The 14113-nt window shown below is 71.0% G+C and carries 11 protein-coding genes; 9 read left to right on the forward strand and 2 right to left on the reverse strand.

The annotated features are described in order from the left end of the window. Positions 1–85 precede the first annotated feature (85 nt). Together C882_RS00535 and C882_RS00540 are read right to left on the reverse strand one after the other, a co-directional pair. Positions 86–1756 (reverse strand): TIGR03016 family PEP-CTERM system-associated outer membrane protein, encoded by a 1671-nt coding sequence (locus tag C882_RS00535; RefSeq protein ID WP_009538563.1) that lies wholly within the window; start codon positions 1754–1756, stop codon positions 86–88. Positions 1757–1851: 95 nt separating this feature from the next. Continuing rightward, complete coding sequence (locus tag C882_RS00540) at positions 1852–2487, reverse strand: XrtA/PEP-CTERM system exopolysaccharide export protein (protein WP_009538564.1); 636 nt, start codon at positions 2485–2487, stop codon at positions 1852–1854. A 273-nt stretch (positions 2488–2760) separates the two neighbouring features. Between C882_RS00540 and C882_RS00545 the strand changes: the two genes are divergently transcribed. From C882_RS00545 to C882_RS00585, 9 genes are all read left to right on the forward strand, one after another. Next, positions 2761–4470, forward strand: coding sequence for an XrtA system polysaccharide chain length determinant (locus tag C882_RS00545; protein ID WP_043642753.1), 1710 nt, complete (start codon positions 2761–2763; stop codon positions 4468–4470). Positions 4471–4550: 80 nt separating this feature from the next. Beyond that, positions 4551–5543, forward strand: a complete 993-nt coding sequence (locus C882_RS00550) for an XrtA-associated tyrosine autokinase (protein ID WP_009538566.1) — start codon at positions 4551–4553, stop codon at positions 5541–5543. 191 nt (positions 5544–5734) lie between these two features. Continuing rightward, positions 5735–7234 carry an exosortase A gene (gene xrtA, locus C882_RS22740; RefSeq protein ID WP_009538567.1) on the forward strand — a complete coding sequence of 500 codons (1500 nt, stop codon included), beginning with the start codon at positions 5735–5737 and terminating at the stop codon, positions 7232–7234. A gap of 31 nt (positions 7235–7265) precedes the next feature. Further along, on the forward strand, positions 7266–9224 hold the full coding sequence (locus C882_RS00560) for an XrtA/PEP-CTERM system amidotransferase (protein ID WP_009538568.1): 1959 nt from the start codon (positions 7266–7268) through the stop codon (positions 9222–9224). A 20-nt stretch (positions 9225–9244) separates the two neighbouring features. Next, positions 9245–10096, forward strand: coding sequence for a S1 family peptidase (locus C882_RS00565; RefSeq protein ID WP_009538569.1), 852 nt, complete (start codon positions 9245–9247; stop codon positions 10094–10096). A 33-nt stretch (positions 10097–10129) separates the two neighbouring features. Then, entirely contained in the window at positions 10130–10387 is a 258-nt protein-coding gene (locus C882_RS00570; protein ID WP_009538570.1) for an acyl carrier protein, read from the forward strand. Between the two features lie 4 nt (positions 10388–10391). Next, complete coding sequence (locus C882_RS00575; protein WP_009538571.1) at positions 10392–11297, forward strand: hydrolase 2, exosortase A system-associated; 906 nt, start codon at positions 10392–10394, stop codon at positions 11295–11297. After that, entirely contained in the window at positions 11294–12190 is an 897-nt protein-coding gene (locus C882_RS00580; RefSeq protein ID WP_043642757.1) for a hydrolase 1, exosortase A system-associated, read from the forward strand. The genes C882_RS00575 and C882_RS00580 overlap by 4 nt, the downstream gene beginning before the upstream one ends. Further along, positions 12187–14100: an asparagine synthetase B family protein gene (locus C882_RS00585; protein WP_009538572.1), complete on the forward strand. Its 1914-nt coding sequence runs from the start codon at positions 12187–12189 to the stop codon at positions 14098–14100. Before C882_RS00580 ends, C882_RS00585 begins: the two co-directional genes overlap by 4 nt. Positions 14101–14113 lie beyond the last annotated feature (13 nt).

Here is a 14113-nt window from a genome sequence, read left to right on the forward strand (position 1 = left end):
CCGCAACGGGGGAGTGGACCCGTCGCGCGTCGGTCCGGCCGTTCCACCGGCCCGACGCGCGCCGTCGGCGTGCTGGCGGGAGGCCCTAGAACGTCACCGTGAATCGCGCGACGAGAGCATTCTCGCTGGTCGAGCCGGAATTCGAATTATCGTCCCGGCGAAGGTGACTATAGCTGACCGACCCGTTCAGATCGTCGGCGAACTGGTGGGAGAGGCTGAGCCTTCCGCGTAGGGAGGTGGAACCGTCGGACGTAACCAGGGCGGTGTCCTCGTTGCCCGTGACGGTGTTGTCGCTGGCGGTGTAGCTGATGCTGACGCTGCCGGTGGTCTGCTCGTCCAGGTTCCGGCTGGCGGTGCCGGTGACCGAGTAGGTGGTGTCCTCGGCGCCGTTGATCGTGAACTCGCGCTGCGTGACCGATCCGTTCAGGGAATAGGTCGTACGCTCCCGCTGGGTGTTGATGGCGGCGCGGAAGGTCTGGGTGCGGGCGGTGCCGTCGACCAGGGTGAAGGGCGCGGTGGGATCGACGCCGCCGGGGCTCAGCACGCCCGTGTTGAACAGGTCGAGCAGGCAGTCCACCGTGATCGGCACGTCCTCGCCGCCCACGGCCGAGAGGCCGGCGCTCAGGCATTCGGGCGTAATGCCGACCAGCAGCGCCTCCTGCAGCGTCTGGACGTCGGTCCGGTAGCTTGCGGACACCGAGGTGCGCGCCGTTACCCGCCAGTTGACCGTGCCGCTGTAGTAGGGATCGCCGAAGCGCTGGCCGTATTCGGCCTGCATGTCGGTGCGCGGCGACGGGTTGAAGCGCAGCCCCACCGTCCAGGACAGGCCCGACAGGTCGGCCTCGGAGATAACCCCTTCGGCCTGGTCGGTCAGCTGCACGTCGTCGTAGCCGACGCTGCCCAGAAGGCCGAAGCGCCGGTCGATGCGGTATTCCGTCGACGCCACGACGGAGCGGGAGCCGCTGCCGCCGTCGTCGCCGCCGCCGGTCTGCGTCTGCCAGCTGCCGCCCAGGCTCCAACGCAGGCGGGTGAAGTCGCTGCCGCTGTTCAGCGCCACGGTGGCGTTGTGAATGATGCCGTTGTCCGGCCGTTCGGAATCGCCGACGTCGCCGGAGCTGGCGGCGAAGAAGGCCGTGCCCGCCAGCCTGTAGGAGGCGTTGAGGTTGGCGAAGGAGCCGCCGACGCGCTGCTGCCAGGTGGGCCCCAGCGACCACGAGATGGCCTGCGTCTGGTTCCCGACGCCCGCGCGGTCGGTGGCCGATGCCGCGCCCAGTCCGGCGAAGCGCGTCGACATGCTGGCCGAGGCGTCGAAGAACAGGTGTTCGTCGATCAGCTCGTGGTTGCCCGAGGCGAGCAGCGACTGGCGATAGCCGCTTCGGTCGGACTGGGACAGGTACTGGTCGTAGCTGGCCCGGTAGGTGCCCACGAGAGTGGATCGCGCACCGTCCACCGAGGCCGTGACACCGGCGCCGACCGTGGTGATGACGTCGCCGGAAGACGCGTCGTCGCCCGTTCCGCCGGCGCCGCCGGCCCGGTCGGTCAGCGTGACCTCGCCAAAGCCCGAGGCATTGATCTGCACGTCACCCGGGGTGAGGCCCAGGAACTCCTGCCGGTCCTGGGCAGCCGCCGGCGCAACGGCCAGCGGCGCCAGAACGGCGAGTATCGCCGAGGCGGCGGAGGGTGCGGCGAGACGCCGCGCAAGGGACGGGAGCCGACCGGCGGACGCCGGGAAAGATGGTGTACGCACGACGATCACAATGGCGCTCCCGACATGCGGCGAGCGGCCGTGCGCGCGGCCCGGATCATGGACATCGGACGGCGTCTCCCCCCTTAGGCAACGGTGCCCGGTGTTCAGAACCAGGCTTGCGGAACGATAATGATATCACCCGGCAGCAGCCGGGCGTTGGCGGAAATGTCGCCTTCCTCAAGCAGATCGTCAAGCCGAACCGTATAGTTCTGCGTGTTTCCCGCATCATCCTCGCGGACAAGCACGGCACGGTTGCCGGCGGCAAAGTCGGTCAGGCCGCCGACCGAAATCATGGCGTCGAGCAGCGTCATGCGGTCGCGGTAGGCGAGTGCCTTGGGCTCGGTCGCCTCGCCGACGATGCGCACCTGCTGATCGTAGGGGCCGGCGAACGAAGTGACGATGACGGTCACGCTCGGCGCTTGGACGAACTGTGACAGTTCCTCCTCAATGTCGGCGGCGACTTCGGCGGGCGTCTTGCCGGCGACCTCCAGTTCCTTGACCAGCGGGATCGAGATGCGCCCGTCGGGACGCACGGGCACCGTGGTCGAAAGGTCCGGATTGCGCCACACGAAGATGTTCAGCGAGTCCTGGGGCCCGATCACGTAGGTCGGGCGTTCGGCGACTTCCGGCACGTCGGGCGGCGCAGCGGTCTCCGACGCGCAGGCGGCGAGACCCAGAACAAGGGCCGGGAGTATGGACTTGATCAGAATCGAGGGCCGTTTCATTTCCACCAATCCCATGTAGTGATCGTCGCATTATCGACGGCCCCGTGTATTGGCGCAACCGCCACCCAAAGACTTAAGGGCAGTCGCAAAGGGAGTACATGCCGCACTGCTGTGAAGTGTACTAAGCCGCCGGGTGGATTGGCAGAACAGCGCGCCGCGGCTTTAGATGTCGAGGACTGGTCACGCGTCGGCCCAGCGGCGGCGCCCCTGTTCGTGAACGCCCTCGGGAAGCGCCTGCCGCCGCCCCGGGGGCCGATCAACCAGCCGCGACATCGGAACGGGACGCTGATGAAAGACATTCTCTCGCAGCTTCAATGGTATCTGCCGGCCCTGTGGCGCCGGCGGTGGCAGATCCTGGGCGTGGCCTGGCTTCTGTGCGCGCTGGGGTGGGCGGCCGTCGCCATGGTGCCCAACGAGTACCGCGTGGCGACCAAGGTCCACATCGACACCGACAGCCTGCTGCGGCCCCTGCTGCGCGGCCTGACGGTGGACATCAACCCGATGCAGCAGATCAACCTGATGCAGCGGACGCTGGTCAGCCGCACCAACCTGGAACGCGTGGCCCGCATGACGGACCTGGACCTCCAGGCCCGCAACGAGACCGCCATGGCCGAGTTGCTGGGATCGCTGGGCGACCGCATCCGCATGGCGCGCGACCGCGCCAACATCTTCACGATCAGCTTCACCGACAAGGACCCGCAGACGGCCTACAAGGTCGTGCAGGCGCTGCTTAGCATCTACATGGAGAACAACGCCGGCTCCACCCGGCGCGAGTTCGACAGCGCCCGCCAGTTCATCGATTCGCAGCTGCAGAAATACGAGCAGCAGATGAACGAAGCGGAAGCGCGCCTCAACACCTTCAAGACCCAGTACCTGGGCTACCTCCCGGGCAACACCACCTTCGTCAATCACCTCAACGCCAAGCGCGAGGAACTGAAGACGCTGGACAGCCGTCTGGTCGAGGCGCGCGCGCGGGCCGACGAAATGGAGGTGCAGCTTTCGGAAATTCCCGAATTCGTGCCCGTGGAGGGCGCGCCGGGCGGTCCGCCCTCGGGGACGGAAGTGCGCATCATGAACCTGGAGCAGCGAATCGACGAGATGCTGCTGAACTACACCGATCAGCATCCCGACGTGGTCGCCGCCCGCCGGCTGCTCGACCGGCTGCGGGCCGACTACGAGCAGGAGATGCGCGAGCGTTCCATGGCCGCGGCGCAGTTCGCCGCCGCCACCGGCTTCGGCGACGAGATAACCGCCGTCGACGGCTCCGTCGCCGGCGGTGGCGAGGCCGGGTCCGACGCCGGCCGACCCGCCCAGGATGCCGGTCCGCCGGTGCCGAAGATGCCCAACAGCCTCTACCAGAGCATCAAGCTGTCGCTGGTGGACGCCGAGGCCCAGGTCGCCGCCCTGGTGGGCGCGCGGGCACGGGTGGAGGAGGAACTGGCCGCGTTGGAGAAGGAAGTCGACCGCATGCCCGAGATCCAGGGGCAGCTCGACCGCCTGAACCGCGACTACACCATGGCGCGGCGCAACTATGAACAGCTTCTGGAGCGGCGCGAGACCGCGACCATCTCGGAAAGCCGGGAGATGAACGCCGACAAGGTGCAGTTCCGCGTCATCGATCCGCCGCAGGTGCCGGTGCTGCCGGACGGCTACCAGCGTCCCATGCTGCTGTCGGGCGTGCTGATCGCCGGGCTCGGCGTGGGCCTGGGCATCGCGGTGCTGCTGGCCAGCTTCCAGTCCAACTTCGTCAGCACCATGCGTCTGGCCCAGATCGTGGGCCTGCCGGTGCTGGGCAGCGTGTCCATGGTCAGCCATGAGAGCCGGTTCGCCCGCTCGCTGCGCCTGACCTCCTTCGGCGGTGCCCTGTCCGCGCTGGTGGCGGTCTACGCCGGCCTGATGGTCGTCGAACTGCAGGTCGGCCTGCCCAATGCCGTGCCCGACTCGGTGAAGGCCGAGGTGATGCAGCGCGTTCAGCCGCTTATCGAAAAGGTGCAGTGACACCCGCCTTTGGAGCCGTCCGCCGCTGGCGGACCGGCCGCCGGCGGGTGCCGACAACCAGGGAAACGCAGGGGAAACGCATGACGAGCCTGATGGACAAGACTTCCGCCGACAGCGACCAGCCGACGCGCGCGCCGCGCCGGGGATCGCTGGTCGAACGGGCGGCGGAGCGGCTGGGCGCCACGTCCGACCTGCGCGGGGCCGATGCGCCGCCGCGCCGGGAGCTTCGCCCGGGCCTGTCCGGCGGCGGCCGCGGTCCCGGCGGCGGCGGGGACGGGGGCGGCCATGGCGGCAGCGGCGGCGGGCCCCGCGCGCCCGACCATGTGCCGCTGGAGGTGTCCATCGACCTCGATCGCCTGCAGGCCGAGGGCATGGTGACGCCGCGCCCGAGCCGCTCGGTCATCGCCGAGGAGTACCGCATGATCAAGCGCCCGCTGTTGCAGCAGGCCGTCACCTATCGGCGCGGCGAGGTGCGCAAGAACAACCTCATCATGGTGACCAGCGCCCTGCCCAGCGAGGGCAAGAGCTTTACCTCCATCAATCTCGCCATGAGCATCGCCAAGGAGCGCGACCTGCATGTCCTGCTGGTCGACAGCGACCTGAGCCGTCCCAACATCGGGCAGACGCTCGGCGTTTCGGCGGAAAAGGGCCTGACGGATCTGCTGGACGACCCGTCGCTCAGCGTCCCCGACGTCCTGTTGCGCACCAACGTGCCCAACCTGTCGGTGATCCTGGCCGGCCGGCCGCACGCCATGGGCACCGAGCTTCTGGCCAGCCACCGGGCCGGCCAGATCATTCGCGAGATCGCGGAGCGCTACAAGGACCGCGTCATCATTTTCGACAGTGCGCCGGCGCTGGTCAGTGCCGAGGGCACCGCGCTGAGCCCCCACGTCGGGCAGATCCTGCTCATCGTCGAGGCCGAGCGCACCACGGAGAGCGAGGTCAAGGGTGCGCTCGACACCCTGAGCGCCTGCGACAACATCCAGCTGGTCTTGAACAAGGTGCGTACCCGGTTCGGCGCGCGCACCAAGGCCATGTACAACGGGTACTACTACTACGGCAGCTACACATGAACCTCTCCGCCCCGCCAGCGGCGCCGGCGGAGACCGCCGCCGCGCCCCCGCGCTCCGGTCCCGCCCGAGACGCGACACGAACGCCGGCACCGGCGCTGTCGGACGCATCGCCTGCGGCCCCGTCTGCATCCGCACTGGCGCCCCGTGGTGCGGCGACGTCCGCCTCGGCATGGCGGCCGTCGGTCGCGGCCGTGGCGTTCGGGCTGGTGGTGTTGCTGGCGGCCTTCGCCGAGACGGTGACCACGACCGTGACCACCTGGTGGAACGCGGCCTCCTACAACCACGGCCTGATCGTCGTGCCGGTGGTGCTGTTCCTCATCTGGGAGCGGCGCGCCGACCTCGCCCGCCTCACCCCGCGGGCCAGCGCCTGGGGCCTGCCCCTGATGGCCGCCGCGTCGCTTTTGTGGACGGTGGGCGAGACGGTGCATGCCGTCGTCGTCCAGCAGTTCGGCCTTGTGGGCATGATCTGGGGACTTGTGCTGACGGTGATGGGGCCGCGCGCCACCTGGGGCATGGCGTTTCCGCTGGCGTTCCTGCTGTTCGCCGTGCCGTTCGGCGAGTTCCTGGTGGTGCACCTGCAGGACCTGACGGCCGAGATGACCGTGCGCCTGTTGCGCGCCAGCGACGTGCCGGTGTTCAGCGACGGGGTCATCCTGGCGACCTCCTTCGGGCGGTTCGAGGTGGCCGAGGCCTGCGCGGGCCTGCGCTTCCTGATCGCCTGTGTCGCCTTCGGCACGCTGTTCGCCTGGATGTTCTTCCGCACGTGGCCGCGCCGGCTGGTGTTCATCGGGCTGTCCATCGTGGTGCCGATCGTCGCCAACGGCTTCCGCGCCTTCGGCATCATCATGCTGGCGCGCAGTGCCGGGATCGAGGCGGCGACGGGCGTCGACCACCTGATCTACGGCTGGATCTTTTTCTCGCTGGTCATGGCCCTGCTGGCGCTGGCCGGCTGGTTCATGCGCCAGGACCCGCCGCCGCGCGCCGAGGGCGATGACGACGCCCCCCGTCGGCGCCGCTTCAGCGCCGCCCGCCTGCTGGGCGGCACGGCCGTGGCACTGGTGGTGGCGCTGGCCCTGCCCACCTGGGTGACGTCGGAAACCGCCCGTCAGGCGCAGGCTGCCGGCGGCGTGATCCACAAGCCGCTCGCCCTGGTGTCGCCCGACGGATGGGCGCCCGTTGACTCGGGACGCTGGGAGCCCGTGTTCCCGGGGGCGCGCGAGACCGTGCGCGAAGCCTTCGAGGCCAAGGGCGCGACCGTCGACCGCGTGGTCGCCTGGTACCCGCAGCAGGAACAGGGTCGCGAGGTGGTCTACCGCGGCAACGACCTGACGGGCGCCGGCTGGCGCCGCCTGTCCACCGGCAGCGAGGCGGTCACCGTCGACGGCCAGCCGGTGGAGGTGCGCGTGCTGCGCCTGGCCAAGGGCGAGACGCGCCGCATCGTGTGGAGCTGGTACTGGATCGACGGCACCTACACCGGCGACGACCGGGTGGCGAAGCTGCTGGAGGCGCGGTCCGTCCTGTTCGGCGGCAGCGGCGCCGGCGCGGTGATCGCCGTGTCGGCCGAATACACCGATCCCCTTCGCGAGGCGACGGCGGAAGGCGGCATTCGCGCCTTCGTCGGCGCCCACCGGACCCTGTCCACGCAGCTGGCGACAGCGGCGCGCGGCATCCCCGCGCTGGCCCGCCGCTGACGCGGGCGGCGACAGGCTTGAGGAGACACCCATGTGCGGCATAGTCGGCATCTACCACGCCCGCGCCGATCACCCGGTCGACCAGGCGCTGCTGCATGCCATGAACGAAAGCCAGCACCATCGCGGTCCCGACGGCGGCGGCCTGTTCGCCGAGGACGGCGTCGGCCTGGGCCATCGCCGGCTGTCGATCATCGACGTCGGCGGCGGCGCCCAGCCGCTGTTCAACGAGGACGGTTCGGTGGTGGTCGTCTACAACGGCGAGATCTACAACTTCGCCGAACTGTTCGAGGAGTTGCGCGCGCGCGGCCATGTCTTCCGCACCCACTGCGACACCGAAGCCATCGTTCACGCCTGGGAGGAATGGGGCGAGGATTGCGTGAGGCGCTTTCGCGGCATGTTCGCCTTCGCCATCTGGGACCGCCGACGCCATACGCTGTTCCTGGCCCGCGACCGCCTGGGCATCAAGCCCCTCTACTGGGCGCGCACCACCGGGGGCGCGCTGGTCTTCGGGTCCGAGCTGAAAAGCCTGCTGTGCCATCCCGGCCTGTCGCGCGCCATCGATCCACTGGCGGTGGAGGACTACTTCGCCTACGGCTACGTGCCCGACCCGCGCACCATCTACCAGAGCGTCCACAAGCTGGAGCCCGGCCACACCCTGTGCATCCGGCGCGACGATCCGGCGCCGCCGTGCCCGCGCCAGTACTGGGACGTGTCCTTCGGCGCCGGCGGTCCGCGGCGCATGGACGATGCGGTGGGCGAGTTGCGCGCACGTCTGAAGGAGGCCGTCGGCATCCGCATGATCGCCGAGGTGCCGCTGGGCGCCTTTCTGTCCGGCGGCGTGGACTCCAGCGGCGTCGTCGCCATGATGGCGCGCCAGTCCAGCGATCCGGTGGACACCTGCTCCATCGGGTTCGCCCAGGTCGACCACGACGAAAGCCCGCACGCCGCCAAGGTGGCCGAGCGGTGGAAGACCAACCACCGCACGCGGCGGGTCGATCCCGACAGCTTCGACCTGATCGACAGTTTGGCGGCCATGTACGACGAGCCCTTCGCCGACAGCTCGGCCATGCCCACCTTCCGCGTCTGTCAACTGGCGCGCGAGAAGGTGACGGTGGCGCTGTCGGGAGACGGCGGCGACGAGGTCTTCGCCGGCTATCGCCGCCACCGCTGGCACGCCCTGGAAGAGCGCGTGCGGGGGCTGGTGCCGCCGGGCATGCGGCGGCCGGTGTTCGGCGCGCTCGGGGCGCTGTACCCCAAGATGGACTGGGCGCCCAAGCCCCTGCGCGCCAAGACCACCTTCCAGGCGCTGGGCCGCGAGACGGTGGAGGGCTACTTCCATGCCGTCTCGGTGCTGCCCGACCACCTGCGGGCGCGGCTCTACAGTCCCGGCCTCAAGGCGCGGCTGGGCGCCTACCACGCCGCCGACGTCCTGCGCCGGCACATGGAGGCCGCACCCACCGACCATCCGCTGTCGCGGGTGCAGTACGCCGACATGAAGACCTACCTGCCCGGCGACATCCTGACCAAGGTGGACCGCACCAGCATGGCGGTGGCGCTGGAGGTGCGGGTGCCGCTGCTCGACCACCATTTCGTCGAATGGGCGGGAACGGTGCCGCCGGAGATGAAGCTGATCGGGCGCGAGGGCAAGGCGGTGCTCAAGAAGGCGCTGGAGCCCGACGTGCCGCACGACGTGCTCTACCGCCCGAAGATGGGGTTCGCCGTCCCCTTGGCGAAGTGGCTGCGGGGACCGCTGAAGGACCGCCTGCGCGAGGCCGTCAACGGGCCGGTCCTGGCCGACAGCGGCCTGTTCGACCGGGCGTTCCTGTCCACCCTGGCCGAGCAGCATATCAGCGGCCGCAACGACCACTCGGCGGCCCTGTGGTCGGTCCTGATGTTCGAGGCCTTCCTGCGCCGGCAGCAGGCCGAGGTGCCGGTGAGCCTGGGAACGGACACGCCGCCCGGCCCCCGCCTCGCGGTGCCGGCGGAATGAGCGTCCGGAGGCCTTCGCCCATGCCCATCCGATCCCGTCGATCCCGTGCCGCCGCCCTGATCCTGGCCCTGGCCGCCGCCCTGCCGACGCTTCTGGTGCCGCCGGCGCAGGCGCAGGACCGCGATCTGCGCTCCATCGTCCAGCGCATGGAGCCGGCCGTGGTGGCGGTGGGGACCTTCCAGCCGTCGCGCCACCCGCCGGTCGAGTTGATGGGAACCGGCTTCGGCATCGGCGACGGGTCGATGGTGCTGACCAACGCCCATGTGCTGCCGCGCATGCTCGACCACCAGCGGCGCGAGCGCATTGCCGTCATCCGCAACAAGGGCGACGGCAGCGCCCGCGACGTAGAGGTCATCACGCCCTCCCACGTCTGCCGCGACGACGCCCGCGACCTGGCCCTGCTGGTGCTAGGCGACCGGCGCCTGCCGGCGGCGGTGGGACTGGACGTGGACGCCGTCGTCGACCCCGGGCTGCCCATCGCCTTCACGGGCTATCCGCTCAGCAGCGCCGTCGGCCTGCACCCGGTGACCCACCGGGGCATGGTCTCGGCGGTGGCGCCCGCGGCCGTTCCCATGGCCGATCCCAAGCTTCTGGACCCCGCCATGCTGGAGCGGCTGCGCAACAACTTCGACATCTACCAGCTGGACGCAACGGCCTATCCCGGCAACAGCGGCAGCCCGCTCTACGACCAGCGGGACGGCCGGGTGATCGGCATCCTCAACAGCGTCTACGTGAAAAGCACGCGCGAACGCCAGCTTTCGGCCATCAGCGAGCCCAGCGGCATCACCTATGCCATCCCCATCCGCTTTGCCCAGCCGCTCATCGAGCGGGCGCGGAACGGCGGCTGCCGGGCCGTGGGCGACCGTTCGTAGGCGCCCTTCACCGCATCAGGAGGTTTTCCGTTCATGACCACTCTCGACCACGTCAAAAGCCTGCTCGGCGAGGTCCTGCAACTCGGTCCGCGCGCCGAGACCCTGACGGCGGACACGCCGCTTCTCGGCAGCCTGCCCGAGTTCGACAGCATGGCGGTGGCGACCGTCATCGCCGGGCTGGAGGACCGCTTCGACATCGTGATTGAGGATGACGACCTGTCGGTGGAGGTGTTCGAGACCGTCGGCAGCCTGTGCGCGCTGGTCGACGACAAGCTGCACGAGGCCGCCTGACGCCATGCCCTTCAGCCCGCCCGTCGCCGCCACGATCGAAACCGCGCCGCGCCCGCTGTTCCTGGACGGGCCGTCGGGGCGTCTGTTCGCCGTTCTCTATGCCGGGCGGGCGGCGCGGCGGGCGCTGGTCTACCTGCCGCCCTTCGCCGAGGAAATGAACCGCTCCCGCCGCATGGCCGCGCTTCTGGGGCGGCGCCTGGCGGCGGCGGGCGAGGCGCTGCTGGTGGTCGATCCGCGCGGCACGGGCGACAGCGACGGGGCCTTTCATGACGCCCGCTGGGACCACTGGCGCGCCGATGCCGCCGCCGCCGCGGCCTGGCTGCGGGCGCAGGGGCTGACGCCGCTGGGCGCGGTGGGACTGCGGTCGGGGGCGCTGCTGGCGCTCGACCTGGCGCGGGCGGAGGGGCTGGATCACGCCCTGCTGTGGCACCCGGTCACCAAGGGCGAGATGTTCCTCAGCCAGCTCCTGCGCGTGCGGGTCGCCGCCGGGCTGGAGGCGGGGGCGCGGGAGACGGTCAAGGACCTGCGCGCCCGGCTGGCCGCCAGCGAGACGCTGGACGTTGCCGGCTACCCCGTCACGCCGGGCATGGCCGCCGATCTGGACGGCCTGATGCTCAAGGACATGGCCGAGGGCTATCGCGGGCGCCTGACGTGGCTTCAGGTGGCCGCCGATCCGGCCGCGCCGGTGCCGCCCGCCGTGGGCGCGGTGGTGGAAGGCTGGATGCGCCGGCGCGTCGACGCCGAGATCCGGCAGGTCGCCGGGGAGCCCTTCTGGTCCATCGAGGAGACCACGCTCGCGCCGGCGCTGCTGGAAGAAACGGTGGAGGTCGTGACGGTCCCCCGTCATGCGCCGCCGCCGCCGGCCCCGCCGGTGCATCTGGATGGAACCATGCGGGGGACGACGCCATGAACGCCATCCGCCACCGACTGGAAACCCCGCTCACCTTTTCCTGCGGCGACGCCGTGCTGGTGGGCATCCTGCATGGCACCAGCCGCCCGGCGCGGCGCGGCGTGGTGATCGTCGTCGGCGGGCCGCAGTACCGCGCCGGCGCGCACCGGCAGTACGTGACACTCGCCCGCTCGCTGGCCGAGGCCGGCGTGCCGACCCTGCGCTTCGACTACCGGGGCATGGGCGACAGCGGCGGCGACTTCCGCGGCTTCGAGGACTGCGGCGACGACATCGCGGCGGCCGTGGACGCGCTGATGGAGCACCAGCCGGGGATTGAGGAGGTGGTGCTGTGGGGCCTGTGCGACGGCGCCACGGCCATCGCCTTCCATCTGGCCGACACGGACCGGCGGCGGCATCCGGCCGTGGCAGGAGCAGTGCTCCTCAACCCCTGGGCCCGCAGCGACGCCGGCGCGGCGGCGGCGCGGGTGAAGCACTATTACGGCCGGCGGCTGCTCAACCCGGCCTTCTGGCGCAAGCTTCTGGCGGGCGGCGTCGACCTGCGCGGCGCGGCGGCCCAGGCGCTGGGAAGCCTGCGGGCGGCGCGTGGAGGGGCGCGCGCGACGACGCAATCCGCCGGCCCGGCGCCGCTGCCCGATCGGCTGGCGGCGGCGCTGGAGGCCGTGTCCGTGCCGCTGACGGTGATCCTGTCCGGCCGTGACCTGACGGCGCGGGAGTTCGAGGACACGGTGCTGGCGCGCAGAAGCGTGCGTCGCCGCTTCAAGGGCCGCAACGCCTTCGCCCTGCACCGCATGCCCGACGCCAACCACACCTTCAGCGCCGAGGTGCACCGGGCGCAGGTGCTGGCGCGCACCCTCGGCCACCTGCAATCCGATTTCGGCGGAGGACGACCATGAGCGGTTTCTGCGGCTGGATCGGCGGACCCGCCGTGCCGGATGCGCGGGGCTCGCTGCACTCCATGCTCGACGCCCTACCCGAGCCGACGGACATGATCCGCCAGGCCTTCGCCGGCGCGGCGGGGGCGGTCGGATGTGCGGTGCATGCCGCGGCCGGCGGCTTCCGCGCCGCCGACGGGCTGGCGGCGGTGTGGGATGGCTCGCCCTGGTGGCGGGACGAGGATCTCGCCGCCACCGCCCGTGCCCACGGCCACGCGGCCGCCCTGCTGGACGGGTGGCGGCGTCATGGCGCCGGCGTTCTGGAGCGGCTGGCCGGGCATGTCTCGGTCGCCGTGGTGGACCCCGCCACGGGCCGGGCCCTGGCCGCCATCGACCGCGCCGGCGTGCAGTCGCTGGCCTATGCCGAGACGCCCGGCGGTGGCGTCGTCTTCGGCGGCACGGTGGATGCCGTGGCGGCCCATCCGGCGGTGGCGGCCGACGGGCTGTCGCCGCAGGCCTTCCACGATTATCTCTACTTCGTCGACCGGGTGCCGGCGCCGGAGACCATCCGCCCGGGCGTGCGCAAGCTGGTGCCCGGCGAGTGCCTGGTGCACGAGGCCGGGCGAACCCGCGTGACGCGCTACTGGACGATGCCCTATGCCCCCGACCGCGCGGCGGACGAGGCGGCACTGGCCGGACGTCTGCGCAGCACCCTGGGCGCCGCCGTGCGCCGCGCCGTGGCGGACGAGGCGCCGCAGCGGGTGGGCGCCTTCCTGTCGGGCGGGCTGGACAGCAGCACGGTGGCGGGGCTTCTGGCCGACGCGGTGGACGGCGACCGGCCGGCGCGCGCCTTCACCATCGGGTTCGAGGACGCGGCCTACGACGAAAGCGCCTACGCCCGCATCACCGCCGAGCATTTCGGCCTGGACCACGACGTCACCACCGTCCGCCCCGCCGACGTGGCGGCGGTGTTCGACGCCGTCGCCACAGCCTATGACGAGCCCTTCGGCAATTCCTCGGCCGTTCCGGCGCTGTTGTGCGCGCAGCGGGCGCGGGCGGCGGGGGTGGACCTGCTGCTGGCCGGCGACGGCGGCGACGAGTTGTTCGCCGGCAACGCGCGCTACCTGAAAGACCGGGTCTTCCAGCGCTACACCCGCATTCCCGGGGTGCTGCGCAAGGCGTTGATCGAGCCGGTGGCCGGGCGCCTGTCGCGCGACAGCCATGTGACCCTGTTCCGCAAGACCGCCCGCTACGTCGCCCAGGCCCGCCTGCCCATGCCCGTGCGGGTGACGCGGGAAGGGCTGCTCTCGCACCTGCCGGCCGAGGCGGTGCTTGCGCCCGAGCTGCTGGCGGAGGTGGACCGCACGGCGCCCGAGCGGCTGGTGACCGACATCTGGGACGCGGCCGAGACGCAGTCCGACCTCATGCGGTTCATGGCGCTGGACCTGCGCCTGACGCTGGCCGACGGCGACCTGCGCAAGGTCGGGCGCATGTGCGCGATGGCCGGCGTGCGGGTGCGCTATCCCATGCTTGATGACGACGTGATGGCCTTTTCCGCCACCCTTCCGCCGGAACTTCTGTGCAAGGGCGGGCGGCTGCGCGGGTTCTACAAGGACGCCTTCGCCGGGGTGCTGCCGCGCGCCATCCTGGACAAGCCCAAGCACGGCTTCGGCCTGCCGTACCTGGAGTTCCTGCGCACCGACCCGGCGCTCAATGCCATGGCGCGCGAGGCCATCGACGACCTCAAGCGCGAGAACCTGTTCCGGCCCGCGTTCCTGGATGCCGAGGTCAAGGCCCTGGCCGCGCCCGAGGCGCAGGGGGACGGCGCGCTGTCCATCGCCTGGGACCTGGTGACCCTGCACCGCTGGCTCGCCCGCCGCCGGGACCGTCCGGCGGGGGTGCGTGCGCCGGTGGCCGGGGCCGCGGAATAGGGGGAGGGCAGAG

The organism is Caenispirillum salinarum AK4, from assembly GCF_000315795.1.
Classification (GTDB): Bacteria; Pseudomonadota; Alphaproteobacteria; order Rhodospirillales; family Rhodospirillaceae; genus Caenispirillum; species Caenispirillum salinarum.

Coding starts and splice junctions, on each gene's coding strand:
- C882_RS00580 (WP_043642757.1), top strand. CDS start 11,294: ATGAACGCCATCCGCCACCGACTGGAAACCCCGCTCACCTTTTCCTGC.
- C882_RS00565 (WP_009538569.1), top strand. CDS start 9,245: ATGCCCATCCGATCCCGTCGATCCCGTGCCGCCGCCCTGATCCTGGCC.
- C882_RS00545 (WP_043642753.1), top strand. CDS start 2,761: ATGAAAGACATTCTCTCGCAGCTTCAATGGTATCTGCCGGCCCTGTGG.
- C882_RS00560 (WP_009538568.1), top strand. CDS start 7,266: ATGTGCGGCATAGTCGGCATCTACCACGCCCGCGCCGATCACCCGGTC.
- C882_RS00540 (WP_009538564.1), bottom strand. CDS start 2,487: ATGGGATTGGTGGAAATGAAACGGCCCTCGATTCTGATCAAGTCCATA.
- C882_RS00575 (WP_009538571.1), top strand. CDS start 10,392: ATGCCCTTCAGCCCGCCCGTCGCCGCCACGATCGAAACCGCGCCGCGC.
- C882_RS00585 (WP_009538572.1), top strand. CDS start 12,187: ATGAGCGGTTTCTGCGGCTGGATCGGCGGACCCGCCGTGCCGGATGCG.
- C882_RS00550 (WP_009538566.1), top strand. CDS start 4,551: ATGACGAGCCTGATGGACAAGACTTCCGCCGACAGCGACCAGCCGACG.
- C882_RS00570 (WP_009538570.1), top strand. CDS start 10,130: ATGACCACTCTCGACCACGTCAAAAGCCTGCTCGGCGAGGTCCTGCAA.